Annotated in this window: 18 protein-coding genes; 5 read left to right on the forward strand and 13 right to left on the reverse strand. The window is 73.9% G+C overall.

Annotated features, from left to right (window positions below; all coding sequences use genetic code 11):
- Positions 1-36: 36 nt before the first annotated feature.
- The gene (gene pgm / locus RVR_RS03285; protein WP_202232399.1) at positions 37-1,677 is read right to left on the reverse strand and encodes a phosphoglucomutase (alpha-D-glucose-1,6-bisphosphate-dependent); all 1,641 of its coding nucleotides are present in this window, start codon (positions 1,675-1,677) and stop codon (positions 37-39) included.
- A 168-nt stretch (positions 1,678-1,845) separates the two neighbouring features.
- On the opposite strand from pgm, the gene RVR_RS03290 reads away from it, so the two are divergent.
- Entirely contained in the window at positions 1,846-3,357 is a 1,512-nt protein-coding gene (locus tag RVR_RS03290; protein ID WP_202232400.1) for a DHA2 family efflux MFS transporter permease subunit, read from the forward strand.
- A 137-nt stretch (positions 3,358-3,494) separates the two neighbouring features.
- On the opposite strand, the gene RVR_RS03295 is transcribed toward RVR_RS03290, so the two are convergent.
- The 5 genes from RVR_RS03295 to RVR_RS03315 form a co-directional block, all read right to left on the reverse strand.
- On the reverse strand, positions 3,495-3,962 hold the full coding sequence (locus RVR_RS03295; protein ID WP_202232401.1) for a MarR family winged helix-turn-helix transcriptional regulator: 468 nt from the start codon (positions 3,960-3,962) through the stop codon (positions 3,495-3,497).
- A gap of 31 nt (positions 3,963-3,993) precedes the next feature.
- Positions 3,994-5,712, reverse strand: coding sequence for an MFS transporter (locus RVR_RS03300; protein WP_202232402.1), 1,719 nt, complete (start codon positions 5,710-5,712; stop codon positions 3,994-3,996).
- Positions 5,713-5,864: 152 nt separating this feature from the next.
- Positions 5,865-6,377: a mycothiol transferase gene (locus RVR_RS03305; protein ID WP_202232403.1), complete on the reverse strand. Its 513-nt coding sequence runs from the start codon at positions 6,375-6,377 to the stop codon at positions 5,865-5,867.
- Positions 6,378-6,595: 218 nt separating this feature from the next.
- Positions 6,596-10,879 carry a discoidin domain-containing protein gene (locus RVR_RS03310; protein ID WP_202232404.1) on the reverse strand — a complete coding sequence of 1,428 codons (4,284 nt, stop codon included), beginning with the start codon at positions 10,877-10,879 and terminating at the stop codon, positions 6,596-6,598.
- A 324-nt stretch (positions 10,880-11,203) separates the two neighbouring features.
- Complete coding sequence (locus tag RVR_RS03315; RefSeq protein ID WP_202232405.1) at positions 11,204-12,469, reverse strand: aromatic acid exporter family protein; 1,266 nt, start codon at positions 12,467-12,469, stop codon at positions 11,204-11,206.
- A 323-nt stretch (positions 12,470-12,792) separates the two neighbouring features.
- On the opposite strand from RVR_RS03315, the gene RVR_RS03320 reads away from it, so the two are divergent.
- The 3 genes from RVR_RS03320 to RVR_RS38525 all read left to right on the forward strand — a co-directional run bounded on the left by RVR_RS03320 (position 12,793) and on the right by RVR_RS38525 (position 20,764).
- Positions 12,793-14,913 carry a discoidin domain-containing protein gene (locus RVR_RS03320; protein ID WP_202238352.1) on the forward strand — a complete coding sequence of 707 codons (2,121 nt, stop codon included), beginning with the start codon at positions 12,793-12,795 and terminating at the stop codon, positions 14,911-14,913.
- Between the two features lie 204 nt (positions 14,914-15,117).
- Positions 15,118-16,356, forward strand: coding sequence for a beta-1,3-glucanase family protein (locus tag RVR_RS03325; RefSeq protein ID WP_202232406.1), 1,239 nt, complete (start codon positions 15,118-15,120; stop codon positions 16,354-16,356).
- A gap of 820 nt (positions 16,357-17,176) precedes the next feature.
- Positions 17,177-20,764, forward strand: a complete 3,588-nt coding sequence (locus RVR_RS38525; protein WP_202232407.1) for a SpoIIE family protein phosphatase — start codon at positions 17,177-17,179, stop codon at positions 20,762-20,764.
- Between the two features lie 46 nt (positions 20,765-20,810).
- Here RVR_RS38525 and RVR_RS03335 read toward each other — a convergent pair whose 3' ends face one another.
- From RVR_RS03335 to RVR_RS03365, 7 genes are all read right to left on the reverse strand, one after another.
- A complete protein-coding gene (locus RVR_RS03335; RefSeq protein WP_202232408.1) occupies positions 20,811-21,620 on the reverse strand; it encodes a hypothetical protein in 810 nt (269 codons plus the stop codon).
- A gap of 132 nt (positions 21,621-21,752) precedes the next feature.
- On the reverse strand, positions 21,753-22,127 hold the full coding sequence (locus tag RVR_RS03340; RefSeq protein WP_202232409.1) for a hypothetical protein: 375 nt from the start codon (positions 22,125-22,127) through the stop codon (positions 21,753-21,755).
- Positions 22,128-22,236: 109 nt separating this feature from the next.
- A complete protein-coding gene (locus RVR_RS03345) occupies positions 22,237-22,629 on the reverse strand; it encodes a roadblock/LC7 domain-containing protein (protein WP_202232410.1) in 393 nt (130 codons plus the stop codon).
- A gap of 47 nt (positions 22,630-22,676) precedes the next feature.
- Complete coding sequence (locus tag RVR_RS03350; RefSeq protein ID WP_202238353.1) at positions 22,677-23,417, reverse strand: transcriptional regulator; 741 nt, start codon at positions 23,415-23,417, stop codon at positions 22,677-22,679.
- Positions 23,418-23,560: 143 nt separating this feature from the next.
- A complete protein-coding gene (locus RVR_RS03355) occupies positions 23,561-23,938 on the reverse strand; it encodes a hypothetical protein (protein WP_430393212.1) in 378 nt (125 codons plus the stop codon).
- Positions 23,939-24,166: 228 nt separating this feature from the next.
- The gene (locus RVR_RS03360; protein WP_202232412.1) at positions 24,167-24,994 is read right to left on the reverse strand and encodes an alpha/beta fold hydrolase; all 828 of its coding nucleotides are present in this window, start codon (positions 24,992-24,994) and stop codon (positions 24,167-24,169) included.
- A 137-nt stretch (positions 24,995-25,131) separates the two neighbouring features.
- On the reverse strand, positions 25,132-25,590 hold the full coding sequence (locus tag RVR_RS03365; protein ID WP_202232413.1) for a cupin domain-containing protein: 459 nt from the start codon (positions 25,588-25,590) through the stop codon (positions 25,132-25,134).
- A gap of 148 nt (positions 25,591-25,738) precedes the next feature.
- Here RVR_RS03365 and RVR_RS03370 point away from each other — a divergent pair, with 148 nt between their 5' ends.
- Positions 25,739-26,353 carry a TetR/AcrR family transcriptional regulator gene (locus RVR_RS03370; RefSeq protein WP_202232414.1) on the forward strand — a complete coding sequence of 205 codons (615 nt, stop codon included), beginning with the start codon at positions 25,739-25,741 and terminating at the stop codon, positions 26,351-26,353.
- Positions 26,354-26,438 lie beyond the last annotated feature (85 nt).

Consider the following 26,438-nt stretch of genomic DNA (forward strand, 5'->3'; position numbering starts at 1 on the left):
GGGCCCGGTCCGCCCCACCGCCGCGCCGGCGGGCCGTCAGCCGCCGAGCACGCCGGAGACCATCGCCTTGGCCTCCTCCTGCACCCGGGCCAGGTGCTCGGGGCCCTGGAAGGACTCGGCGTAGACCTTGTAGACGTCCTCGGTGCCGGACGGGCGCGCGGCGAACCAGGCGCTGTCCGTGCTGACCTTGATGCCGCCGAGCGGGGCGCCGTTGCCGGGCGCCTCGGTGAGCACGGCGGTGACCGGCTCGCCGGCGAGTTCGCGGGCGGGCACCTGGTCGGGCGACAGCTTGGCCAGCAGCGCCTTCTGCTCCCGGTCGGCGGGCGCGTCGATCCGGGCGTAGGCGGGCGTGCCGAACCGGCCGGTCAGGTCGGCGTAGTGCGCGGAGGGGCTGCGGCCGGTGACGGCGGTGATCTCGGCGGCGAGCAGCGCCAGCAGGATGCCGTCCTTGTCCGTGGTCCAGACGCCGCCGTCGCGGCGCAGGAAGGACGCGCCGGCGGACTCCTCCCCGCCGAAGGCGAGGGTGCCGCCGAGCAGTCCGTCCACGAACCACTTGAAGCCGACCGGCACCTCGGTGAGGGTGCGGCCGAGTCCGGCCACCACCTTGTCGATCATCGAGGAGGAGACCAGGGTCTTGCCGACGGCCAGGTCGCGGCCCCACTGCTCGCGGTGCCCGGCTAGGTAGTCGATCGCCACCGCCAGGTAGTGGTTGGGGTTCATCAGGCCGCCGTCGGGGGTGACGATGCCGTGCCGGTCGGCGTCCGCGTCGTTGCCGGTGGCGACGGCGTACTCGTCCTTGCGGGCGATCAGCGACGCCATGGCGTACGGCGAGGAGCAGTCCATGCGGATCCTGCCGTCCCAGTCCAGCGTCATGAACCGCCAGGTCGGGTCGGCGTACGGGTTGACCACGGTCAGGTCGAGGCCGTGGCGTTCGGCGATCGCGCCCCAGTAGCCGACGGACGCGCCGCCCAGCGGGTCGGCCCCGATCCGCACCCCGGCGCGGCGCACCGCGTCCAGGTCGAGCACGTTCGGCAGGTCGTCGACGTAGCCGCCGAGGAAGTCGTGCCGGCCGGTGGTGTCGGCGGCCAGCGCCCGCGCGTAGGGGATGCGGCGCACCTCCCGCAGCCCGTCGGCGATGAGCGCGTTGGCGCGGTCCTGGATCCACCCGGTGGCGTCGGAGCCGGCGGGGCCGCCGGCGGGCGGGTTGTACTTGAACCCGCCGTCACGCGGCGGGTTGTGCGACGGGGTCACCACGACGCCGTCGGCGAGGCCGGTGGTGCGCCCCCGGTTGTGGGTGAGGATCGCGTGCGAGACGGCCGGGGTCGGGGTGTAGCCGTCGGCGGCGTCGACCAGGACGCGCACGCCGTTGGCGGCGAACACCTCCAGCGCGGTGACGCGGGCGGGTTCGGAGAGCGCGTGCGTGTCGGCGCCGAGGAACAGCGGTCCGTCGGTGCCCTGCGCGGCGCGGTACTCGCAGATGGCCTGGCTGGTGGCGGCGATGTGGTCCTCGTTGAACGCGGTGTCCAGCGCCGAACCGCGGTGGCCGGAGGTGCCGAACGCCACCCGCTGCCCGGGCTCGCCCGGGTCGGGGTGCAGGGCGTAGTACGCGGTGACCAGCCGGGGTACGTCGACCAGGTCCTCCGGACGGGCGGGGGTTCCGGCACGCTCGTGCGGCATCCTGCACTCCTTCTCGCTGCTGGCTGTCGTGGGGGGTGGCCTGACCTGCCCGTCCATTCTCGCCCGCCGGGCCCGCCGGGCCGACACGGCCCCGCCGCGGGTCCCGCATCCGCCCGCCGGGCCTACGATGGTGACGCTCCGGCGGGTGCCGGACGGGAGGCGGAGGCGATGGCCACGGCTGGGCTGCCTGCGGCGGACGGGGTACGGCTGGCGTCCCGCACCGGACGGTGGGTGCTGGCCTGTTCGGTCCTCGGCTCGGGCATGGCGATGCTGGACGGCACGATCGTCAACATCGCGCTGCCGCGGCTGGGCGAGGACCTGGGCGCGTCGCTGGCGGCCTTGCAGTGGACGGTCAACGGCTACCTGCTGACGCTGGCCGGGCTGATCCTGCTCGGCGGGGGGCTCGGCGACCGGTACGGGCGCCGGCGGGTGTTCACCGTCGGGGTGGTGTGGTTCGCGCTGGCCTCGGCGCTGTGCGGGATCGCGCAGGACAGCGGGATGCTGATCGCCTCCCGGGCCCTTCAGGGGGTGGGCGGCGCGCTGCTGACGCCGGGCTCGCTGGCGCTGGTGCAGTCCACCTTCCGGCCGGAGGACCGGGCGAAGGCGGTCGGCGCGTGGTCGGGCCTGGGCGGCGTGGCGGGCGCGGTCGGGCCGTTCCTGGGCGGCTGGCTGGTGGACGGTCCGGGCTGGCGCTGGATCTTCTTCATCAACGTGCCGCTGGGCGCCGTGGTCGTGGCGATCGCCGCGCGCCACGTCCCGGAGAGCCGGGACCGGAACGCGACGGGGTCGTTCGACGTCACGGGGGCGGCGCTGGCCGCGCTGTGCCTGGCCGGGATCACCTACGCCCTGATCGCCGCGTCGGGCAGCCCCTCGCTCCTCGGCGTGGGGCTGCCGGTGCTGGCGGGGGTGCTGTGCGGGGTGGCGTTCCTGCGCACCGAGCGGGTCCGGGCGCACCCGATGCTGCCGCTGGGCGTGTTCTCCTCCCGGCTGTTCACCGCGATGAACGTGGTGACGCTCTGTCTGTACGCGGCGATCGGCGGGGTGTTCTTCCTGCTGCCGGTGCAGTTGCAGGTCGCCGCGGGGTACAGCGCGCTGCGCGCGGGCCTGGCGACGCTGCCGGTGACGGTGCTGATGCTGCTGCTGTCGGCGCCGGCCGGGGAGCTCGCGCAGCGGATCGGGCCGCGGCTGCCGCTGACGGTGGGGCCGCTGCTCGCTGCCGCGGGCATGCTGCTGCTGACCCGGATCTCGCCGGGGACGTCCTCCTACCCGCTGGACGTACTGCCCGCGGTGGTGGTGCAGGGCCTGGGGATGAGCCTGTTCGTGGCGCCGCTGACCGCCACCGTGCTCGCCTCGGTGGACGTGGACCACGCGGGAGTGGCCAGCGGCGTCAACAACGCGGCGGCCCGGGTCGCCCAACTCCTCGTCGTGGCCGCCCTGCCGCTGGCCGTCGGGCTCTCCGACGACGCGTACCGGTCGGCGCGGGCGGTGGACGCCGCGTTCGGGAAGGCGATGGTCATCTGTGCGGGCCTGTGCGCGGCCGGCGCCGGCCTCGCCGCGTTCCTGGTCCCCTCCCGCACGGTGCTCTCCGAGGGCGCCGAGGAGACCGCGGAGCCGCAGTGCGCGGCCAACTGCGGCTTCTCCGCGCCTCCCCTGGAGCCCGGCAGTTCACGGGTGACCTGACCCCTCCGCCGTGGTGTGTCCTGGCGGTCGGGGGAACCCCGTCACGGACGGGCCGGTCGGGCCCTTCCCCGCGCCCTGAGCGGGCGCGGGTTGCACCGTGGCGGTCCCCGGCGGACCGCGAGGGCCGCCGACGGCGCTCAGCCGGGCTCGCCGTCGGGCGGCGGGGCTCCCTCGGTGAGGAGTTCCTCCAGGACCGGGAGCGCCCGGTCCAGGGCTTCCCGCTGCTCGGCCGTCAGGCGGGCCATGCGGCGGGCCAGCAGCTCCGCGCGTTCGCGCCGGATGCGGTCGATCAGCGCCCGTCCCTCCTCGTGGATGCTGACCAGCCAGGAGCGCCCGTCGCTGGGATCGGGTTCCTTGCCGATCAGCCCCGCCTCGGCCAGCGGCCGCACCGTGCGGGTGAGGGTCGGCGCCGCGATCTGCTCCAGCGCGGCCAGCTCGCCGAGCCGGATCGGCCCGTACTGCCTGATCCGGGCGAGTGCGGACAGTTGCGCGTAGGTCAGGTTCAGGTCGTCCGCGGACGCCTGCGCGAGCTGGCGGTACAGGCGGGCGACGATCATCGCGACGGCCGCCGGTGAGGCGCCCCCGCGCCCGTCGTGCTCGGTCATGGCGGGGACGCCTCCTCGGGTCGTACGGCTGTCAGTCCTGGGTCTCGGGCACCTTGCGGGAGCGGATCAGGGACGCACCCGCCGCCACCAAGGACATCACGATCGCCAGGGCGAACACCACGACCAGTCCGTCGTGGAAGGGACCGGAGATCAGGTGCGGGAAGAACTCCCGCCCGGTGAGCGTGTGCGCGTGCTGCGGGGACAGCCGGCCCAGCAGGTCGGGGCCGAGCAGTTCCTGGATCGGGTTGTAGCCCAGGAACGCGGAGAACAGGATGCCGACCGGGGGCAGGGTCGCCACCTGGTGGGCGTTCGCGGCGGGCACGCCCTGCGCGGTGAGTCCGGAGCTGAGGGTGTGCGGCAGGGACCCGGCCAGGCCGGCCACCATGAGCGAGAAGAACACGCCGATGGACAGCACCATGCCGGCGTTCTGGAAGGTGGCCCGCATGCCGGAGGCGGCGCCCCGGGACTCCGCGGGCACGCTCGCCATGATGATCGAGGTGTTGGGCGCGGCGAACAGGCCGCCGCCGAGGCCGTTGAGGAAGACCACGACCGCGAACACCCAGTAGTGGAAGTTCGTCGGGATGAGCAGCAGCCCGGCGAAGGAGGCGGCCATCACCACGAAGCCCGCGGCGGCGAACAGCCGCGCGCCGTAGCGGTCGGACAGCGCGCCCGCGACGGGCCCGGCGGCCAGGAAGCCGACGGTGAGCGGCAGCAGGTAGATGCCCGCCCACAGCGGGGTGTCGGCGTAGTTGTAGCCGTGCAGCGGCAGCCAGATGCCCTGGAGCCAGATGATCAGCATGAACTGCAGGCCGCCGCGGGCGATGGACCCGAGCAGGGTGGCGGCGTTGCCGCCGGCGAAGGCCGCGTTGCGGAAGAGCGCGAGCGGGAACATCGGCTCGGCCACGCGGGACTCGATCAGGCAGAACACGACGAGCAGCGCGGCGCCGCCGATCAGTCCGGCGAGCACCCAGGGGTTCGTCCAGCCCATGGTGTGGCCGCCGTAGGGCTGGATGCCGTAGGTGATGCCGGCGAGCAGGGCGGTCAGGCCGACGGCGAAGGTGATGTTGCCCCACCAGTCCATCTTCGCGGGGCGGCGGACGCCGGTGTCGTGCAGGGAGCGGTAGGCCCACACGGTGCCGATCAGGCCGATCGGGACGTTCACCCAGAAGATGGAGCGCCAGTTCCACTCGGCGAGCAGGCCGCCGAGCACCAGGCCGATGAAGGAGCCGGCGATGCCGGCCACCATGTTCACGCCCAGCGCCATGCCGCGCTGCTTGGCCGGGAAGGCGTCGGTGATGATCGCCGCGGAGTTGGCCATCAGCATGGAGCCGCCGACCGCCTGCGCGACGCGCCAGCCGATCAGCCACAGGGCGCCACCGCCGCCGTGCATCGGGTCGACGGAGAGGATCACCGAGGTGATCGTGAAGATCAGGAAACCCGCGTTGTAGATCTTGACCCGGCCGAGGATGTCGCCGAGCCGTCCGAGGGTGACCACCAGGACCGCGGTGACCAGCATGTAGCCCATCAGCATCCACAGCAGGTAGCTGACGTTGCCGGGCTGGAGCGGGTCGAGGCGGATGCCGTTGAAGATCGCCGGCAGCGAGATGAGCACGATCGAGGAGTTGATCGTGGCGATGAGCATGCCGAGCGTCGTGTTGGACAGGGCCACCCACTTGTAGTGCGGGTGGTCGGCGGCGATGCGCGGTGGGCGCCGCCCTATTCGTGTCGTCGAGTCTTCTTCGGTCGCCATGCGGCGGTCACACCCCACCCGGAGAGAGCAGTTAGTTAACTTAGGCTAAGTAACTCTAGCATTCGAAGGTGGCCCGCCAGGAGGGCGGTCGCGCGGCGGCGACGGGGTGCGGGGGGCGCGCCCGCGGAAGGGGCGCGCCCCGTTCGGCCCGGTCAGCGGCGGCGCAGCAGGACGCCCCGGATGTACGCGGCCTGCCCGGCGTGCTGGAGGTCGTCGCCGATCACGCTGATCAGCCGGACCCCCAGGGTGACCGGCGGGTCCCAGCGGTCGTCGACGACCCGGTCGAGGTCGCCGTCGGCCAGGCCGCCGAGGTAGTCGAGGGTGGCCGCGTGCACCGCGTCGTAGTAGCCGGTGAGCAGCGCCCGGTCCTCGACCCGGACCTGGCCGACCTGCTGCGCGCTGTGCCCGTAGCCGATCGCGCCGGCCGGGAAGGGCAGGTCGAAGCGGCGGTCCCAGCCGTCGGCGGTCCACACCTGCTCGCGGCCGGCCACGTCGGCCACGTGGTCGTCCTGGACCCGGGTGAGGTGCCAGACCAGCCAGCCGATCGGGTTCGCCTCCTCGTCCAGGCGGGCGGCCAGTTCGTCGGCGGTCAGGCCCTCCACGGCGGAGTGCACGACCTCCTGGATGCGGCCGTAGGCGTCGGCGAGGACTTCAGCGGTGTTCATCGGGGCTCCAGCGGCTCGTCGGGGTGGGTTCCATCGAAGGGCAATTCCCGCAGCGCTCGCATTCTTCCCGCCCGCCCCGCCGCCCGGACGGGACCGCCACGCGGGCGTGCCCGCGTTCGGTGTTCGAACGCGGGCACGCCCAGGGGGTGTTCGGTGGTGGCGGCCCGCCCCTCGCGGGCCGGGCCGTTCCTCCTTCCGTACGCAGGGCCGCGCGGCGGCTACGGGGTGACGTTGATGGTGAAGGTGGTCGTGGTGTTCTCGATGTTCACCGCGTTGTCGCTCTCGGTCAGCCCGTTGATCGTCACCGATCCGACCGGCGGGCCCTGGCCCGCTTCCGGCTGCGGGTTCGCGTACAGGCCGAAACCGGACCTCGCGTCGTAGGTGTCACCGCTCTTGTGCGCACCGGTCACCGACAGGTCGGTGATGGTGGTGTCCTTGATCGGGTTGAGCGAGGTGCTGCCGTTCCACTTGGTCTGGAACATCACACCGGAGTAGGTCGGGTCGCTGATGTCGATGTCGCTGAGCCGCAGGCCCTGCATCGTGAACTCCGCCGAGTAGATCCACAGGGCCGGGAAGACCTGGGCGCCCCAGAAGTGGCCGCCGTCCCTGGCCAGCGTGATGTTGGAGAAGTTCGTGGTCGGTGAGGACTCGAAGCCCAGGGCGGGGATGCCGCCGAAGGCCAGCGAACCGATCGTGATGCCCGGGTAGGTGAGGCTGTCGGCGATGTAGAGGTTGCTGAAGGTGTTGCCGCCACCGCCGTAGACCGCCAGGCCCGCGGCGCGCCACACGGTCTGCACGCTCAGGTTGGAGAAGGTGTTGCCGGTCTCCTGCTCGTTGTGGTTGTCGATGGCCGGGAACAGGGCGAAGCTGTCGTCGCCGGTGGACCGGGCCTCGTCGTTGCTGATGGTGTTGCCGGTGGAGCCGTTGGTCAGGTTGACGCCGTCGGCGAAGGTGTCGCGGATCCGCAGGTTCGTGAAGTGCGAGTCGTCGACGTTGGTGGCCCACACCCCGCAGATCGTGTGCTCGATCCACAGGTTGTCGATCGTCAGGTCGGAGACGCCGGTGAGGTCGAAGACCTTGCCGGGGCCGTCGATCCGGCTGGTGTAGTTGCCGAAGAAGCCGAACCCGGTGAAGGTCGAGCCGTCCGCGGTGCTCTGCACCGCGAAGCCGCCGTCGGTGTTCTCCTGGGTCTGCGGCGTGGTGAACTGCGTGAACCACGGGCCCGCGCCGATCACCTTGATCGCCCGGCCGTAGACGGTGAACTTGTTGGCGGTCTGGTAGGTGCCGGCCGGCAGGTAGACGCCGAGCTTGGTGGTGTCCTGCCGCGCGGTGTCCAGCGCGTTCTGCACGTCCTGCTGGGTGAAGCCGGCCGGCACGACGTACTTCGTCGGGTCCGGGTTCGGCGTCGCGGTGGCCTGCTCCAGGTCGATGTAGTCGATGTTGTAGTAGGCAGCGGTGTTCGCCGCGTCCTTCTGGAGCCTGATGGTGTGACCGGCCGGCACGGTGGTGCCGAGCATCACGTTCGCCTCGTCGTAGATGTGCCGCGGCCCGCCGGAGCCGGCCGAGTTGGTGGGACTCGTCTCGTCGCCGTAGAGCCACTCGTACTTCGAGGTCAGGCTGATCGTCTTCAGCAGGGTCCCGTCCACGTAGACGTCCAGCGTGGTGGAGTCGGTGCCGTCGGGGATGTTGAAGCGGGTGACCAGGGTGTTGGTGGAGGCCCGGGTGGTCCACTGCACGTACTGGCCGTTGGCCCCCAGGTGCACGGCCTCGCGGCCGGACGCCTCGCCCGCCGGGTCGCCGATGGTGCGGTTCGGGCCGAGGACCGTCGCCCCGCCGCCGACCGTGCCGTCCTCCGCCTCGTAGGCGTCGTAGGGCATGTTCGCGCCGCGGCCGACGAAGAACGCCTGGCTGTCGGTGTTGTTGGCCTGCTTGATCGCCACCTCGTTGGTGTCGACGGCGACCACGGTCTTCACCGTGTACCTGCCGTTGACGGCGGTCCAACTGCCCACGCTGACCGGGCTGGTGGTGGCGCCCACCGCGATGGCGCCGCTGTAGGAGCCGGTGAGGGTCTTCACCACGCTGCCGCTGGCCGTGTCGACGACCGAGACGGTCACCGCGTGCGCGCCCGAGGCCGAGGCGACGGTGCCCTGGTTCTTGATCGCGACCGTGAAGCCGACGCTCTGGCCCGCGGACGGGTTGCCCGGGGACCAGGCCACCACCGGCACGAGGTCGGAGCTGTTCACCGGCTTGACCACGAGCGGGGCGGCGGCGGTGTAGCTGTTGTTGGTCTCGTTCTGCTCGACCACCGCGTTGCTCTCGTCGACCTTCGCGGTGAGCTGGTAGCTGCCGGCGTCCTTGGCGCCCACGGCCGCCGTCACGGTGCTGCTGCCGCCGGCCGCCAGGGCTCCGACGTTCGCGGTACCGACCTTGGTGGTGCCCAGGTAGAAGTTGACGGAGCTCGCCGGGGAGGCGTTGGTGCCGATGTTCTTCACCGTGGCGCTGAGCGTGATCGGGTCGGTCTCCACCGGCGCGGCCGGGGACGCGGTCAGCGCGCTGACCGTCAGGTCCGGGTTGGGCCCGGGGACCCCGATCACCTGGACCTCGGCCGCCTGGCCGCCGCCCGCGCCGGAGTTGTTGCTGAAGGTCAGCCGGACGTCGGCGACCCGCGCGCTGACCGGGATCGCCACGCTGTTGCCGGTGGCCGGGTCGAAGCTGTACTGCTTGGCCGCCGAGATCTGCGTGAAGCCGGTCGCGGACTGCTCGCGGCCGTCGATCTGGATGGTCTGGGTGCGCGGCCCCCAGGCGCTGGACGGGTTGAGCTTCACCACGACCTGGCTGGTGTCCACGTTCGCACCGAGCTGGATCGTCAGCGAGCTGGTGCCGGTGCCCTCCCAGTAGGTGCTGGTGTCGTCGTCGTTCGCGTTCGCGGCGACGAAGTTCTGCACCGTGGAGGACGCGGTGATCGGCTTGCCGACGGCCTGGTTGGTGCCGCCGGTCGGCGGCGACGTGCCGTTGCGGGTCACCGTGTTGCTGTTCGCCGACTCGTTGCCGGCCGCGTCCACGGCCCGCACGTAGTAGGTGACGGTGGCCGTGTCGGGCTGGCTGTCGGTGTAGGAGAGGGTGTTGCCCGCGGTGGTGGCGATCTTGGTGCCGCCGCGGAACACCTCGTAGCCGGTGACGGCGACGTTGTCGCTCGCGGCGCTCCAGGTCAGCTTGATCTGGCCGGAGGCCGGCTGCGTGTAGGCCAGCGCGGTCGGGGCCGACGGCGGCTGGGTGTCGCCCGAGGTACCGGTGCGCGTCACGCTGTTGCTGGCCGCGGACTGGTTGCCGGCCGCGTCGTGCGCCTTGACGGTGTACGTCACGGTGGCGGTGTCGGGCTGGCTGTCGGTGTACGTCAGGACGGTGCCGGCGACCGAGCTGCGCAGGGTGCCGCCCGCGTAGATGTCGTAGCCGGTGACACCGACGTTGTCGGTGGCCGCGTTCCAGGTCAGCTTGACCTGGCCGGAGGCCGGCTGCGTGTAGGCCAGGCCGGTCGGCGCCGAGGGCGCCTGGGTGTCACCGGTGGTCGGGCCGTAGACCTCGAACTCGGAGATCTGGCCCGCCGGCCAGCCGGTGTTGCCGGTGATGTTCAGCCGGACGTAGCGGGTCGTGGTCGAGTTGAAGGAGATCGTGACGGTGTTGCCGCTGGCCGGGTCGAACGTGTAGCCGGTCGAGGCCACGATGTCGGAGAAGGTGCTGCCGTCGGTGCTGCCCTGCACCGCGAGCGTCTCGGTGCGGCTGGCCCACGAGGTGGCCGGCGGCAGCTTCAGCACGACCTTGTTCACCGGGACCGCGCTGCCCAGGTCCACCCGCAGCCACTGCGGGAAGGCGTTGTTGGCGCTCTCCCAGTAGGTGTTCGCGTCCCCGTCGACGGCGTTGCCGGACGGGTAGACGTCGTTGTGGGCGGACTCGGCGGTCGGCCGGCCCGCGGCGAGGTTGTCGGTGGAGGCGGCCGCCGCCTGCGCGGTCAGCTCCGAGAGCTGCGCCGTCTTCCCGGCGGTGTTCGCCGACACCTCGGCACGTATGTAGCGGGCCTTCTGCGCGGGGAAGGACACCTTGACGGTGTTGCCCTTGCCCGGGTCGAACGTGTACTTCGCGGAGCCGACCAGCGTCTCGAAGGTGACGCCGTCCTCGCTGCCCTGGAGGGACATGGTCTCGCTGCGCCGGCTCCAGGAGGCGGGCACCTTGAGCTGGATCCCGTCGACGGCCTTGTCCTTGCCGAGGTCGACCTGGGCCCACTGCGGGAGGGTCTTGCCCGAACTCTCCCAGTAGGTGTTCTGGTTGCCGTCGTCGAGGTGGGTGGCGGAGTTGCCGCCGCCGGTACTGCTCGCCGCGGCGGTCCCGCCCGGCGCCGCGTCCGATCCTCCCGAGGCGGCGGCGGGGATGGCCTGGACGCCGAGCAGGAGCAGCCCGGCCGTGGTCACCCCCGCCACCAGCCGTGGAATGGAGCGCTTGGGTCTCATGGCATCCCTTACGTGTCGTAGTCCGGACGAAGGAGACTCACTGACTGCACGATCCGGAACATGCGAACTGAACCATCAAAGTTGCAGAGCCATCACGCAGATCCATCGTTGATCTGCTCATAATTTGCGCAGGTGTTGGCAGAGTGTTACAGACGCGCTACGGCGCCGTCCATCCTTGTGACAGCAACGATTCGTGCGCGGGCAGCACGGGCCGCCGCCGCGCGCCCGCGGGGCGGCGGCAGGGGCCGGGCGTGGAAGACGGGAGCGGGCGCGGAGCGGAGCGGGCGCGCGCAGGCGGGGCGGGCCCGCGGCGCCTCCCCCGGCTCAGTCGTCCGAGCTGAACTGCCGGCGGAAGGCGGCGCGGACCGGAGCCGAAGCACGCATCACCGCGTCCTTGCCGATGAGCCTGCGTCGGAGCATCGCGAGCCGCGGATGCCGCTCGCTCATCTCGGTGGACTGCCGGTCCAGTTCCTCCACCAGCCGCTCGGACCGCTTCTCCACGGCGAGCTCGTCCAGGATGCGGTCCACCTCCGCGAGCAGCGCGCCGTGAAGCTGCCACTGGCGCGGATGCGACTGGACACCGGACAGCAGCAGGTCCGCCACGGTGTCGCGGACCCGCGCGGCGTCGGTGAGCGCCTGCGCGAGCCGGTCCTCCGCGGTCTGCGCGCTCTCCGTGACCTGGGTGGTGATCAGGACCGCGAAGCTCTCGATCGCACCGGCCACGTGGTCGAAGAGCTCCTCCAGCTGCCGGCCGATCTCCTCGGTGAACAGCCGCTCGTCGGTACGCGCCTTCGCCAGGTCGGTGAGCGTGCGCGAGAGCACCCGCAGCACCACCGCGCAGATCTCCAGGGTGTCCAGGCCGGTGCGCAGCACCACCCGGGACAGCAGGCCCTCGCGCACCCGGGGGTTGAAGCGCAGACTGTCCTCGGCCTGCCGCAGCGACGCGTCCACCTCGCTGATGTCGTGGTCGACCCGGCGCGCCTCATGCAGCCGGGCGGCCGCGCGTTCGACCGGCAGGTGCCCGGCGACCTGGCCGCCGATGTCGCGGAAGAGCCGCCCCATCCGGCGGGCCATCGCCTCGATCGAACCGCCCGCGGACTGCACCCACACCGGCGGCGCGAACAGCAGGTTGAACAGCAGGCCGACGGCGGCGCCGATCAACGTCTCGTAGATCCGGTCCCAGGCGGTGGTGGCGACCTTGGTGACGCCGAGCACCAGCATCGCGGAGATCGCCACCTCCGCCTCGAACTCGCCGACCCGGACCACCCGGCCGACCAGCAGCGCGGTGAGGATGATCAGGCCGAGGCTCCACCAGCTCAGCCCGACCAGCGAGCTGAAGCCGATCGCGATGACCACGCCCACCACGACCGCGTTCACCCGTCTGATGCCGGTCATGAAGGTGGAGTAGAGGGTGACCTGCACCACCAGCAGCGCGGTGAGCGGCGCGGTCAGCGGGACCGGCTGCGGCAGCAGCCACACCGCCACGACGTAGGAGATGACCGCCGCGGCCGTGGAGCGGCCGATCTGCGCCGCCACCGGCTCCGCGGTCCAGCGGACCAGCTTGACCATCGGTTCGGGTACCTCGGGCATCCCGTGCACCTTCCCGCTTTCGGCGATCTTGCTACCTGCCGCGCCAGCCTAAGGGCTGTCCCGTCATCCCCGGCGGATCAGCGTGCGGTGTCAGATGCGGTGGATCGCGGGGCGGAGCGTCGTCCTCGTACCGGGTCGTCCGCGGACGCGGCGGCGGCCGCTTCCCCGGATCCCGTGCACCTCCTTGACGGGCCGTCAACCACGCCGTAATCATCACTGGCATCAGAGAGCGCTCTCCGACGCGCCCTCCACCCGCGCCCATCCATCTCCAGGAGACGGTCGTGACCGGCAACCCCCCACCTCTGCACGCACGCACCACCCCCCTGAGCAGACGCTTCTCCCGCTCCCTCGTCCTCGCCTGCGTCGCGGCGCTCGTCGCCGCGTTCGCCCTGGTGATCAACCAGACCCCGGCACGCGCGGCGGGCACCCTGCTGTCGCAGGGCAAGCCGGCCAGCGCCTCGTCCACCGAGAACGCCGGCACCCCCGCCTCCGCCGCGGTGGACGGCGACAACGGCACCCGCTGGTCAAGCGCCGCCGCCGACCCGCAGTGGCTCCAGGTCGACCTCGGCGCCACCGCGACCCTCGACTCGGTCACCCTCCGGTGGGAGACCGCGTACGCGACGGCGTACCAGATCCAGACCTCCGCGGACGGCACCACCTGGACCAGCGCCTACGCGACCACCACCGGCAAGGGCGGCACCGAGACGGTCGCCGTAAACGGTTCCGGGCGCTATGTCCGGCTCTCCACCACCCGGCGCGCCACCCAGTACGGCGTGTCCCTGTGGGAGTTCCAGGTGTACGGCACCGCCGGCTCCCCGAACGGCGCCTGCTCCACCACGAACGCGGCGCTCCACAAGACCGCCACCGCCTCCTCCACGGAGAACGCCGGCACCCCCGCCTCCGCCGCGGTGGACGGCGACAACGGCACCCGCTGGTCCAGCGCGGCCGCCGACCCGCAGTGGCTCCAGGTCGACCTCGGGTCCTCCCAGCCGATCTGCGGCGTCCAGTTGACCTGGGAGACCGCCTACGCGAAGGCGTACCAGATCCAGGTCTCGACCGACGGCACCACCTGGACCAGCGCCTACGCGACCACCACCGGCGCGGGCGCCACCGAGCTGGTCACGCTGTCCGGCACCGGCCGCTACGTGCGGATGTACGGCACCACGCGCGCCACCCAGTACGGCTACTCGCTCTGGGAGTTCCAGGTCTTCACCGGCGGCAGCGGGAACGGCGGCGGCACGGGCGGCGACGGGGGCACCACGCCCCCGCCCGGTGACTCCACGCTGCTGTCGTACGGCAAGCCCGCCACCGCCTCGTCGTACCAGGACGACGCGAACTGCGGGGGGTGCACCCCGGCGAAGGCGTTCGACCACGACCCGGCCACCCGGTGGGCGACCAGCGACGTGACCGGCTGGGTCGATCCCGGCTGGATCCAGGTGGACCTGGGCGCGACCGCGCACATCACGCAGGTGGTCCTCCAGTGGGACCCGGCCTACGCGACCTCGTACCAGATCCAGACCTCGGCGAACGGCACGACCTGGACGAGCGTCTACTCGACCACCTCCGGCAAGGGCTTCAAGGAGACCCTCTCCGTCGACGGCACCGGGCGCTACGTGCGGATGTACGGCACCGCGCGCAGCAACGGCTACGGCTACTCGCTCTACGACTTCGACGTGTACGGCACGGGCGGCGCCCCGACGGCCCCTCCGGCCGCGCCGCCGAACCCGGGCAACCCCGAGAAGACCGTCTTCGACGACGAGTTCAACGGTCCGGCGGGCAGCGAGCCGGACTCCTCGAAGTGGAGCCAGGACCCCGGCAACGGGCAGAACGGCGAGCTGGAGACGTACACCGACGGCGGCAACACGAAGATGGACGGCAACGGCGACCTGGTGATCGAGGCCGACAAGACGTCCACCGGCTACACCTCGGGCCGGATCAACACCGCCGGGCACTTCGACTTCACCTACGGGCACGTCGAGGCCCGGATCAAGGTCAGCGGCACGCAGGGCCTGTGGCCGGCCTTCTGGCTGCTGGGCTCGAACTTCACCACCGGCACGCCGTGGCCGCAGTGCGGCGAGATCGACATCATGGAGCACGTCGGCAAGGTGCCGGACGCGGTCTACTCCACGCTGCACGCGCCCGCCTACAACGGCGGCAACGGCGACGGTTCGCCGTACACCGTCGCCGGCAGCGACTTCTCCTCGGCCTTCCACACCTACGCGCTGGACTGGGACTCCGGCCACATGACGTTCTCGGTGGACGGCAACGCCTTCTTCACCGTGGACAAGGCCAACCTGGAGCAGACCAGGGGGCCGTGGATCTACGACCACCCGTTCTACATCATCCTCAACAACGCGGTGGGCGGTGACTGGCCCGGCGCCCCCGACGCCACCTCCGTCTTCCCGCAGAAGATGCTGGTCGACTACGTGCGTGTGGCGCAGTAACGGCCGCCCGGCGGTGGGAGGGACGGCCGTTCGGCGCTCCGGCGACGGCCGTCTCTCCTTCCCCGTTTCCCGCCGAACATGATCGCCTGACCCCCTTGTTTCTGGCTTTGGTCCAGGCCAATAGTGGAGGCCCACATTCCTACCGACGGGTTCGCGGGTGGTGCGGTCGCATCACCCGCGCCCCCCATCCCGCAGGAGGAGTACGTGCTCTCTCGGCGTTCATTCGTCAAAGGGATCGGCACCACCGGCCTGGTCGCGGCGGCCGGTTCGGCGGCGGGCTTCGCCGTTCTCGCGCCCCGGGCGTCCGCCGCCGGCGTCTCGCTGCCGGTCTCGCTCGCGAACAGGTCCGGCAGCGACACCGTCTACGCGTACATCAGCGGCGCCGACGACTCCGGCTGGCCCGGATTCGTCGGCGCCGACGGCGCCTTCAACCGCCTGCCCAGCCCGTCGTCGGTGCTCACCCCCACACCCGACTACGCGATCCCGCTGGGCGGTTCGGGCTCGGCGGCGACCACCGTCACGCTCCAGGACTACGTGATCGGCGGCCGGGTCTGGTTCTCGATCGACGACCGCATCCAGTTCTTCGTCAACCCGCCGGGCGCCGACGGCGGCGTCCCCGGCCTGGTCCAGCCGGGGTTCACCAGCTCCGACCCCAACTGGCAGACCCAGTGGACGTTCGCCGAGTTCACCTTCAACAGCGCCAACCTCTACGCCAACATCAGCTACGTGGACATGGTGGCGCTGCCGATCGCGATGGCGAGCAGCGGCGCGAGCGGCGACCAGTCGGTGAGCCCGCTGCCGGACGGGGCGCTCGCCTCGATCGCGTCCGGGCTCCAGGACCAGCACGCCGCCGACGGCGCCCCCTGGGACCAACTGGTGGCCACCGGCTCCGGCGGCGCCCCGCTGCGGGTGCTCGCGCCGTCCCACGCGCCGACCGACTTCGGCGGCTACTGGGACTCCTACCTGGACTCGGTCTGGAGCCACTACGCCTCCACCCCGCTGACGATCAACGCCCAGGGCAGCTCCGGCACGTACACCGGCACCGTCTCCGGCGACGCGTTCGTCTTCGAGGGACTCGACGACGACGGCGTGGCGTTCACCCGGCCCAGTGCCGTGGACATCTTCGGCTGCGCGAGCGGGCCGCTGTACAACTCCGGGTCGGACGCGCGCGGCGCCGTCGCCGCGCGGCTGGCCGCCGCCCTCAACCGCAGCTCCCTGCTGGTGTCCGGCGGTGACAACCAGCCCGACGGCGTGACGCCGTCCGGCTACTACCAGGACCCGGTGACGAACCACTACGCGCGGCTGGTCCACCAGTACGCCTCGATCGGCTACGCCTTCCCCTACGACGACGTCGGCCCCACGGGCGCGGCGCCGGTCGACGGCCACCTCCAGGACGCGGCGCCCACGTCGTGGAGCCTGACCCTGGGGAACGCGGGCTCCTAGAGTCCGCCCCGGCGGATCTCGTCGGTCGGGCTCGCGGCGGCTCACCGCCGTGCGTCGCACGGCGGTGAGCCGTCTCCGTACCGGGTCGTCCGTGGACGGTTCGACCCCGCGGAGGCGCGGCGCCGGGCGCCGCGAGCGCGGCAAGACCCGCCGACCTGGCCTCGATCGCCCGTCAGGGCCCCGCTCCGCGGTCGGGGCCCTGACGCGTGGGGGCGGTGCCCTGTCCCGGGGCGCCGAGCGGGGCTCGCCCCCGCCGGGGACCCGCCCGGCCCCTTCCACCGCGCAGGCCCGCGCGGCCCCGCACGGCGTGCCCAGGGCTTGGGTTCCAGTGGTCGTTCCGGGGCCGCCCGAGGCCGATCCATCGGCCGGTCGCGCCGGGCGGGCCGTCCCCGGGGGACCCGGGCGAGGTCCGGGCCGAGCCCGGGCGGGGTCCAGTGTGAGACCCGGGCAGGGCCCGGGGCGGCGTACACGCCGGGTCCGAGCAAGGGTCAGGGCAGCGTACGCGCCGGGGTCCGAGCAGGTCCGGATCGGCCTACGGGCCGGGGTTCAGCCTGATGGCCCAGGTGGCGGGCGACGCCCCGGGGTGGCGCGTCCGGTCTCCGGGGGACGCCGACCGGGGCCGCCCGTGAGCGCGCCGGACGGCGCCGGGGCGGCGGCGTCCGGACCGTATACGGGTGCTCGTCTTGCGCTCCGGGCGCCGAGCCCCTCGTGCGCGGGGTGAGAACCGGGCGGTCGCCACGTAACGTGACCTTCAGGGCGAAAAGGTCGCGCGCCGGACAGCGGGCACGGCGGTCCTGAGGGAGCTGAGGCAGGTGTGGCGATGAGCGGTCCCGGACACGGCGGCGACGCCGCGCCGGCCGGTGCCACCGACGCGCTGCGGCTGGCGGTCCTGGACGCCGCCGAGGGCCTGGGCGAGGCGGACGTCCTGCGGCTGGCGGTGCAGCAGTGCGTCGCGGCGCTGGGCGGCCTCGGCGGGCTGGCGCACCTGGCCGGGCCGGCCCACGGCACCCTGCGGCTGGCCGCGGCGGGTGGCGTGCCGGACCCCGTGGCCCGCGCCTGGGAGCAGCCCGACGACCCCCGCCTGGCGCCCGTACGCGCGATGGACCGCCGGCAGGTGCAGTGGTCTCCGCGCTGGCCCGACGCCCCGGAGGGTCCCGCACCGGGCCATCCCGGCACCGCGCCGGCCGGGCCCGCGGGACTCCCGTCCGGGGCGGGCGGCGTGCCGGCCGGGCTGCGGGCGTGCGGCGTGCTGGCGGCGCCGATCCTGGTGGACGGCGCGGCGGTGGGCGTGCTGTCGGTGCTGCTGGAGCGGGAGCCGGGGCGGGACCGGAAGCGCTTCCTGGCGGACGTGGCGGCGCTGGTGGGCGTGCGGCTGCCGGTGGCCCGCCGCTGGCGCAGCGGCACCGCTCCGTGGTGGCAGGAGCCGCAGGGACCGGCCGGGCAGGTGCGGCGGGAGATCAGCGTCGGCACCTGGAGCTGGGACCTGGACACCGGGCTGGTCGACGTCGACGAGGTCTCCGAGGGCCTGGTGGAGCTGGCCGGCCTGGACATGGACACCTGGGACCACCGGATCGAGTCGTGGATGGAGCGCATCCACCCCGACGACCGGCCCGCCGTGCAGGAGGCGATCGAGGAGTCCCTGGCCGACGGCCGCCCCTACGCCGTCGAGCACCGCGTCCTGGACGACTCCGGCCGGGTCAACTGGCTGGAGCTGCGGGCCGCCTGCGAGCGCGACGAGAGCGGCCGGCCGACGCGGATGGTCGGCACCGTCTGGAACGTCACGGCCCGCCGCAGCCAGCTCGAATGGCTCGCCGGCCTGCTGGAGCTGAATCCCGACCCGATCTACGTGATCGCCGCGGACAACCGGGTCCAGTGGGCCAACCTGGCCGCCCGCGAACTCGGCGGCGACGGCACCCGGGAGCCCACCGGCCGCACCCCGTGGGACGCCGAGCCGCTGCTGCGCGACCGCGGCCTGCCCGAACTCCTGGACCGGGCCCGCGCGGCGCCCGGCTCCGCGAACACCCTGGAGATCGACGTCGACCGCCCGTCCCCGCGCGGCTCGGCCTCCTACGTGGTCAGGGCGGTGGAGATCGGGGGGTTCATGTCGATCCAGATGTCCGACACCACCGAACGGCGCCGGGCGGAGCACGCGGCGGCGGAGCGAGGCCGCCAGGTCGCGGACCTCAACGCCGCGCTGGTCCGCGCGCTCAACACCCAGGACGTGGTCGCGGCGGTGGTGCAGCACGTCCTGCCGCTGGTGCACGCCGACGGCCTGGTCGTCCACGACCTGACCGGCCCCACGCCCCGGCTGATCGGCGACACCGGCTTCTCCCCCGCGCTGGTCGAGGAGCTGCACGCCCTGCAACTGCGGCGGGCGGCGCGGGCCGGCGGCGGGGAGGGCGCGGCGGCCGCGAGCGGGGAAGGGAGCGGGGAAGGGGCCGGGAGCACGGGGGCGCGGCCGGGCGGCGGCCCGTCCGCGGCCCCCGACGTGCACGCGGCCCCGCGCCCGGACGCCGAGCCGGGCACCGGGCCGGGCCCGGGCCGTTCGCCGGACCTCGGGCCGCCCCAGGGCACGGCCCCGGGGGCCGGCGGGTGGGGCGGCGCGGAGGCGGCGGACCGGGCCGCACGGCACGCGCCCGCGGACGGCGACCGCGGCACCGCGGACCTGGGCCCCGGCGGCGCGGCGGGTACGGCCGGCGTCGCGGACCAGCCGCGCTTCATCTCCCGGGCCGACCGCACCGACCGCGCCGACCGCGCCGCCGGGCCCGCCGCGGGCCGCGACGGGCGTCCCGCCCCGCCGCCGTGGCTGCTCGGCGAGCTGGCGGAGCTGGACGGCGTCGGCGCGTGGGCGGTGCTGCCGCTGGCGGTCGGCGACCGCCGGGTCGGATCGTGCGTCATCGGCTGGAGCGCGCCGCGCCGCTTCACCGAGGACGACAAGACCCTGCTCGGCACCGTCGGCGTCATCATCGCCCAGGCGCTCGGCAACGCCCGGTTGTACGAGAGCGCGCGGCACCGCGCCGAGCGCCTCCAGCAGGAGCTGCTGCCCGGCCGCCTCCCCGACACCGTCGGCCTGCACGCCGTCGCCCGCTACCGCACGGCCGACGGCCAGGAGCTGGGCGGCGACTGGTACGACACGATCGCGCTGCCGGGCGGCCGGACGCTGGCGGTGATCGGCGACGTGCTGGGGCACGGCCTGGAGCAGGCGATCGCGATGGGCATCATCCGGCACGCGGCGCTGACCGTCGCGGCCCTGGACATGCCGGTGGACGAGATCATGGCGCACCTCAACGACGTGGTGGTCCGGCTCGCCCCGCGCGTCGACGACCCGGTGGTGTGCGCCACCTGCCTGCTCGCCCTCTACGACCCCACCTCCGGCTCGTGCAGCATCGCCAGCGCCGGCCACGCCCCGCCGATCGCCCTGGAGCCGGGCGGCACCGCGCGACGGCTCACCATTCCCAGCGGGCCGCCGCTGGGCATGGCCCAGGTGCCGGCGCAGGTCACCGAGACGGTCCTCGCCGAGGGCACCGTGCTGGTGCTCTACACCGACGGGCTGCTCGGCTCGCAGGCTCCGGACGCGGAGCGGCTCACCGAGGCCGTCGCCCGCCACGCCGGCGGGGCGCCGGTGCCGGTCGGCGGCGAGCGGGCCGAACGCTGGCTGGCCGCGATGTGCGACGCGGTGGTGGCGCAGCTCCCGCCGGACCCGTGCCGGCAGGACGACGCGGTGCTGCTGGCGCTGAGCACCGAGCGGGTGCCCGAGGACCGCATGTCGGCCTGGGACCTGCCCTGGGCGCCGGAGTCGGCGGGCCGGGCCCGGGACCTGACGGCCGCGGAGCTGGCCGCCTGGCACCTGGACGACCTGACCGACGCGGCCACCCTCATCGTCAGCGAGCTGATCGGCAACACGGTGCGGCACGCCATCGGGATGGTGCCGGGCCCCGCGGAGGGCGGGGAGGGCGGGGAGGGGGCGCCGGGCGGCGAACCCGACCTGGGCGACTTCGGCGACCTCGGCCTCGACGGCGGCCTGAGCCTGCGGATCGGGCTGGGCCTGGACGAGGGCCCCGACCGGCACGCGGCCGACGCGGGCGGCGGCGTCGTACGACTGCGGCTGCTGCGCATCGAGCAGGCGCTGATCTGCGAGGTGTACGACGGCTCGCAGGCCACCCCGCGGGTCCGGCACCCGCTGCTGGACGACGAGTTCGGCCGCGGGCTGCAACTCGTGGCGATGATGGCCGGCCAGTGGGGCACCCGCTACACCGAGAGCGGGAAGTGCATCTGGGCCCGGCTGGACGCGCCCCCGCCGCAGGACGACGGCCCGTCGTCCGCGGCCGCCGACACCGACGGCGGCACCAGCGCCGGCGCGGCGGTCGGGGTCGCCGCGCGGGTCGCCGCTCGGCGGACCGCCTGGTGACGGGCGGCGGCGCAGGACGGGAACGGCGAGGTCCGCCGGACAGCCCTTAGGACGCCAGGCCGGCGAGGATCGCGCGGGCCGCGGCGACGAGCGAGGGGGTGAGGCGGTCGAGGTCGGGCAGGTCGGGCTCCTCGGTGTCGGGCCCGGTCCCGTACGCGGTGGTGGTCGTCTGGAGCCGGATGGCGAGCACCGCGCCGCCGCTGCGCACCTTGACGATCCGGGTGAGGTCGTCGAACGTCAGCAGGTACGCCTCGTCGCCGAGTCCGGGCAGGGGCCGGGTGCGCTCAGCGACCCGCAGGCTGGAGGGGTCCACCGACCGCTGGGCGTCGAACTCCGGGGCGGGGTCGGTGCGGCGGTGCAGGGCGACGTCCACCTGCACGTCGTAGGACGTCCTCGCGCCCTGGCCGCGGGCTCCCTGGGCGACGAAGCCGCACTGGGCGCGGTCCAGCGGCGGGGTGTGCTCGAAGACCGCCGGCCAGACCCCGCTGCTGACCGGGTCGACCGCGGCGCTGAACGCGTCGAAGACGTGGTCCGTGCAGGGGCTCTGGCCGATCCGGTAGCCGTGCAGGTCGGGTCCCCGGTGACGCTGCGGCAGGTCCCCGGCCCAGGCGAGGCCCGCGCCCGTCAGGGCGACCGCGAGCGCGCCGGCGAGCACGCCCCACACCCACCCCGGCAGGGACCTGAGCCGGCTCGGGCGCGGCGGCAGGCCGGCCAGCACCTCGGCCCCGCCGGTCCGCGGGCCGGGCAGCGCAGCGCCCCGGGGTCCCTCGTCGGCCGCGCCGCCGTCGCCCCGGCCGTCTCCCGCGCCCCAGCCGTCGCCGCCGGCCTCCCATGACGCCTCAGGTTCGGTGATCATGCGGTCTCCCCCGCTCAGCGTGCGAACACTGTACGGTCGGGCCGCCGAAACGTCACTGCCCCGGTGGGACGGGCGGAGCCGGGAGGACGGGCGGAGCGGGAGGCCGGGGCGCCGCGTGGGGCCGGGCGGGGGTCAGACCTCCAGCTCGTTCTCGATCCGCTTGAGCTGGTGGCGGGCCATCGCCAGGTTCGCACGCTGCTTGTCCAGGGCGAGGTAGAGGAACAGCCCGCCCTGTCCGCGGCCGCTGAGCAGCCGGATCAGGTGGTACTGCGTGCCCAGGGTGATCAGGATGTCCTCGATCTCGTCCTTCAGCCCGAGCAGTTCCATGGTCCGGGCCTTGGCACGGACCACGTCGGTGTTGCCGGCCGCGGCCACGGTCAGGTCGAGGTCCTTCCCGCCCCCGAGCATGCCCAGGGCCATGCCGCTGGTGTAGTCGACGAGTGCGACGCCGATGACGCCCTCGATCGAGGTCATCGCGTCCTTCAGGGCGCTTTCGGTGTTGGCCATGGGATCGGTGCTTCCTTTCACGGGTGCCGGCGGGTCCGGCGGTCGGGTGGTGGGGCGGGGGGATCTGGCGTGGGCGCTGCGCGCCCGCGGCGGACGTTCGGTCATGGGGTCAGGCGTCCTCCCTGTCGTCGGCTCCGCCGGCGAGCAGGTGCGCGACGTACGCGCCGGACCGGCGGGCCTCCATGTGCAGCCGGCCCACGTTCACGCGCGGCCCGGCCAGGACGGTCAGCACGCAGGCGGGGCCCGCGGCGTACAGCGCGACGTATCCCTGCTCGCCGCGGACCAGCAGTTCGCGGAAGGAGCGGTCGCCGGCCGCGTCCGACAGGCGCAGCCCGATGCCGAGTCCGGCGGAGCTGAGCGCGGCGAGCGTCTCGGCGTGCACGTCGGACGCCTCGTGGGCGATCACCAGCCCGTCCACGGTGGCCGCGAGCACGCCGGTCGCCTCGGGCAGCCGGGCCAGCAACCGGCCCAGCTCGTCGCGTACTTCGGCTTCGTGCGCCATGAGTCTCCTTCGTCCGGCCCGCTCGGCCCGCTGCCGCAGGGCGCGCCTCACAGGTGCTCCAGTGCGTCGCGGAGCCGGCGCAGCAGCGCGGCGTCCGCGTCGTGGGCGATGTCCCTGAACCAGGCGGGGGCCGGGGCGGGGCCGCCGGCGGCCGCCGGCGGCGGGACCGCGACCCGGCCGGCCGCGGCGAGCCGCCGTACGTGGACCAGGGCGTGGAAGGCGGGGCGGCCGAGCAGGGCGGCGATCGCGGACGGGGTGCGCACCCCGTCCGCCAGGTCGAGGACCGCCTGCTCGTGCCGGGTGGCCGGCGGCAGCCGCGGGTCGTGGCGGGGGCGTACGGGCGCGGTGTCCAGTCGGGGGCAGGGCCACAGTGCCTCCAGGAAGCGACGCCGCCGGCGGGACTCCCGCTCCACCTCGTCCAGCGGCACCGGGCGCACCGGCCCGAACCAGTGCGCGGCGCCGTGCCGGAAGCGGGTCGGGCCGCCGGCCGGCGCCAGCACGAAGAAGGCGGCGTCGAAGAGCGTGCCGAGTTCGCTGATCTCCAACTCCCCCGCGGACAGCCGGCGGTGGTCCAGCAGCCAGCGGGCGGTACGGCTCTCGGCGCCGCCGTGGCGCACCGCGTCCTGCCACGCCTCGGGGGACAGCCGGCCGCCGACCGTCAGCAGCACCTCGATCCCGGGCGCGGCCGGGCTCTCGGCGTGCACGACCGCGCCGTCGAGGAGGTAGAGGGTGCCGCTGTCGCGCAGCAGGGCGCCGGTCGCGCGCTCCCGCGCGAGGCGGACCAGCATCGGGGAGAGCGGCGCGGCGTCGATGGGACCGCCGCCGGCGGGCGGGGACGGCGGTGCGGCGGGCGGGGGCGGCGGCGCGGCGGGCGGGGGCGGCGGCGTCGCGGGCTTGCCGGGCGCGGGGCGGTCCGCGCCCGGGGCGCCCGTCATGCGAGGACCAGCCGCTGGGCGAGGTCGCGCAGCCGCATCAGCGCGAGGGCGAGGTTGGCGTGCGACCGGTCCAGCCACAGGTGCAGGAACACCCCGCCCTCGTACGGCGCTTCGACGAAGCGCACCAGGTGGTAGGCGGTGCGGGTGGCCACGACGACGTCCTCGACGAGCGGGCCCTTCTCCCCCGCCGCCCCGGCCTCGGCTGCCGCCTGCGGGCCGGCGAACACCGCGTGCTCGGCGGCCGCCCGGGCGAAGTCGGCCAGGTGCGCGGCCATCGCCTCGTGGTCGCCGTCCGGCGCCTCACCGACCTTGCCGAGCGCGAGCCCGCTGATCCACTCCACCAGCGCGGCGCCCCTGGCGCCTGGCAGCGTCATCGCCTCGAGCAGGCACTCGTCGATCCCGGACACACGACTCCCCTCGGTGCAGGGCCGGTTGGGCCACCGCCGGCGAGGCGGTGACGAGCAGGTTACGCACCGTGCCATCCGGTCCGGGGAGTTCTGGCAATTTCCACTGGTACGTGCGGGGAGCTGTTCTAGGATGCCCTCCGCGCCCCGCCGGGGCCGCCGCCAGGGCCCCGCCCGCGCGCGTTCCGGGCCGTGCGCTCAGCCCTGCGACGTGGCGAACTCCCAGACCACCGGCAGGAACTCCTCGGGTGTCTCGACCTGCGGCATGTGGCCGGTGCCGGGCAGCAGCCGGAACCGCCCGCCCGGGACGGCCCGCGCGAACGCGCGCCCGTAGTCGGCGTCCACCACGCGGTCGCTTTCGCCCCACGCCACCAGGGTCGGGTGCGCCACCTTCCCCAGCCGCTCGCGCAGCGTCGGGTCGCGCATCTCCCTGCCCGCGTACACCTCCAGCGCCGCGCGGTTGGCGGCCGCGACCGCGCGCTGCCCGTCGGTCAGCGCGGAGGGGTCGAAGCGGAACTTCGAGGGGTCGTGGAAGGAGAGCCGGGCGAGTTCGGCCGGCGTCAGCGGGAAGGTGTCGGCGACGGGGTGGCCGGGCAGGTCGATGCCGACGCCGTTGACGATCAGCACCTTGGCGATCCGCTCGCTGCCGAGCAGGGCGAGTTCGGCGGCGATCCAGCCGCCGATGGAGTTGCCGACGACCACGACGTCGCGGGCGTCGAGCGCGTCGAGCAGGGCCGCGTGGACCTCGGCGACGCCGGCCGGGGCGGTCAGCCACGCCGGGCGGTCGGTGCCGCCGAAACCCGGGTGGACGGGGGTGATCACGCGGGCCGGTCGCCGCTCGGCGAGCAGGCGGGCGAACGGCGCGACGGTCTGCGGGCCGCCCCCGCCGTGCAGCAGCAGGAAGGTGCGGACGGGGCCCTGCGGCTCGCCGCCGCCGTCCCGGGCGTCGTGCTCCTCGACGGTGACGGCGACGTCGAGGTCGCCCCCGCCCACGGTGAGGGTGAGGGTGTGTGCGGTGCTGGTCATCGGTGGTGCTCCTCGGGTCGTTCAGGGGGCGGCGGTCCGGCGGGCGCGCCCCGCGCGGGTGCGGGGTGCGGGCCGGGGCGTACGGGAGGCACGGCGGGCGGCGGAGTGGGCGGCGGGAGCGGGCTGCGGCGCGGCGCTCACGCGAAGTCGTCGGCCGGCTCGGTGGCGTAGCGGCTCATCACGTCGATCGTCGCCCGCGCGGTCAGCTCCCCGCCGCCGGCGATCATGTCGCGCAGGTCGCGGAAGTAGCGCACGTACAGGTCGGGCGTGAAGGTGTTGAGGATGACGGCGGGTTCGTCGCCGTGGTTGGCGAAGGTGTGCGGCGCGCCGGGCGGGATCATCGCGAGCGTCCCGGCGGGCGCCACGTGGACCGCCTCCCCGACGGTGAAGTGCACGGTGCCGGAGACGACGTAGAAGCCCTCGTCGTGCTCGGCGTGGCGGTGCTGCGGCGGGCCGTCGGTGTGCGGGGCGATGGTGATCTCGCCGATGCCGAGCCGGTGCCCGGTGGTGCTGCCGTCCTCCAGGATGCGCATCGTGGTCGCGCCCAGCTCGATCACTTCGCCGCCGTCCGGGCCGGTCACGGAGACCTCGGTCATGCCCCTCAGCTCCTTTCGTGCGGGGTCACGGGACCTTCGTGCGAGTTGACTCTCACGAAGGTAGGCCGCTCCCATTCATTGTGCAAGTCCACTCTCATGAAGAGAGTTCAATGCTAGGATGGGGGCGGACCGACAGGAGGCAGGGACGATGACCGCACAGGCCGGCACCGGGCGCAGCAACCAGAAGAAGCGCACACGCGCGGCGATCCTCGTGGCCGCGCGCGACCTGGTCGGTTCCGGCCGCGAGGTGACGATGCCGGAGATCGCGCGCGCCGCGCTGGTCTCCGAGGCCACCGCCTACCGCTACTTCCCCGACCTCCCGTCGCTGATCGGCGAGGCGCTGGCCGGCGCGTGGCCCGAACCCGCGGACGCGCTCCGGCCGGTCGCCGGGTCCGACGACCCGGTCGAGCGCGTCGCGTTCGCCTGCGAGTTCCTGCTGCGCGGCACCCTGGCCCGGCAGGGTGCCGTCCGCGCGATGATCGCGGCCACCGTCATCCGGCCCGAGACGGCGGCCGCCCGGCCGGGCATCCGTTTCGGGCTGATCGACCACGCGCTCGCGCCCGTCCGCGCGGCGTTCCTGGCGGCCGACCCCGAGCGGCTGGCCCAACTGGAGCGCGACCTCGCGGTGGCCGTCAGCGCGGAGGCGCTCTTCTGCCTGACCGACCTGTGCGGGCTCGCCCCCGAGGAGGCCGTCGCCAGCGCCGTGCGCACCGCCTCCACGCTGACCGCGGCGGCGGTGCGCACGCTGACGGACCGGGACTGACACCGGGTGCAGGGCGCCCCCGGTGAGGGGCCCCTGCGGCGGGCCCTGCCAGGCACCGGTGCTCGGGCCCGGGGGCTCGGCCCTG

Origin of the sequence: Streptomyces sp. SN-593 (assembly GCF_016756395.1) — a bacterium.
Lineage (GTDB): Bacteria > Actinomycetota > Actinomycetes > Streptomycetales > Streptomycetaceae > Actinacidiphila > Actinacidiphila reveromycinica.

What these genes read in the sequence shown, in the direction of transcription:
- pgm (WP_202232399.1), bottom strand. Translation starts at nt 1,677, where the DNA reads ATGCCGCACGAGCGTGCCGGAACCCCCGCCCGTCCGGAGGACCTGGTC.
- RVR_RS03360 (WP_202232412.1), bottom strand. Translation starts at nt 24,994, where the DNA reads ATGACCAGCACCGCACACACCCTCACCCTCACCGTGGGCGGGGGCGAC.
- RVR_RS03350 (WP_202238353.1), bottom strand. Translation starts at nt 23,417, where the DNA reads ATGCTGGTCCGCCTCGCGCGGGAGCGCGCGACCGGCGCCCTGCTGCGC.
- RVR_RS03340 (WP_202232409.1), bottom strand. Translation starts at nt 22,127, where the DNA reads ATGGCCAACACCGAAAGCGCCCTGAAGGACGCGATGACCTCGATCGAG.
- RVR_RS03290 (WP_202232400.1), top strand. Translation starts at nt 1,846, where the DNA reads ATGGCCACGGCTGGGCTGCCTGCGGCGGACGGGGTACGGCTGGCGTCC.
- RVR_RS03335 (WP_202232408.1), bottom strand. Translation starts at nt 21,620, where the DNA reads ATGATCACCGAACCTGAGGCGTCATGGGAGGCCGGCGGCGACGGCTGG.
- RVR_RS38525 (WP_202232407.1), top strand. Translation starts at nt 17,177, where the DNA reads ATGAGCGGTCCCGGACACGGCGGCGACGCCGCGCCGGCCGGTGCCACC.
- RVR_RS03300 (WP_202232402.1), bottom strand. Translation starts at nt 5,712, where the DNA reads ATGGCGACCGAAGAAGACTCGACGACACGAATAGGGCGGCGCCCACCG.
- RVR_RS03345 (WP_202232410.1), bottom strand. Translation starts at nt 22,629, where the DNA reads ATGGCGCACGAAGCCGAAGTACGCGACGAGCTGGGCCGGTTGCTGGCC.
- RVR_RS03305 (WP_202232403.1), bottom strand. Translation starts at nt 6,377, where the DNA reads ATGAACACCGCTGAAGTCCTCGCCGACGCCTACGGCCGCATCCAGGAG.
- RVR_RS03365 (WP_202232413.1), bottom strand. Translation starts at nt 25,590, where the DNA reads ATGACCGAGGTCTCCGTGACCGGCCCGGACGGCGGCGAAGTGATCGAG.
- RVR_RS03370 (WP_202232414.1), top strand. Translation starts at nt 25,739, where the DNA reads ATGACCGCACAGGCCGGCACCGGGCGCAGCAACCAGAAGAAGCGCACA.
- RVR_RS03295 (WP_202232401.1), bottom strand. Translation starts at nt 3,962, where the DNA reads ATGACCGAGCACGACGGGCGCGGGGGCGCCTCACCGGCGGCCGTCGCG.
- RVR_RS03355 (WP_430393212.1), bottom strand. Translation starts at nt 23,938, where the DNA reads ATGACGCTGCCAGGCGCCAGGGGCGCCGCGCTGGTGGAGTGGATCAGC.
- RVR_RS03310 (WP_202232404.1), bottom strand. Translation starts at nt 10,879, where the DNA reads ATGAGACCCAAGCGCTCCATTCCACGGCTGGTGGCGGGGGTGACCACG.
- RVR_RS03315 (WP_202232405.1), bottom strand. Translation starts at nt 12,469, where the DNA reads ATGCCCGAGGTACCCGAACCGATGGTCAAGCTGGTCCGCTGGACCGCG.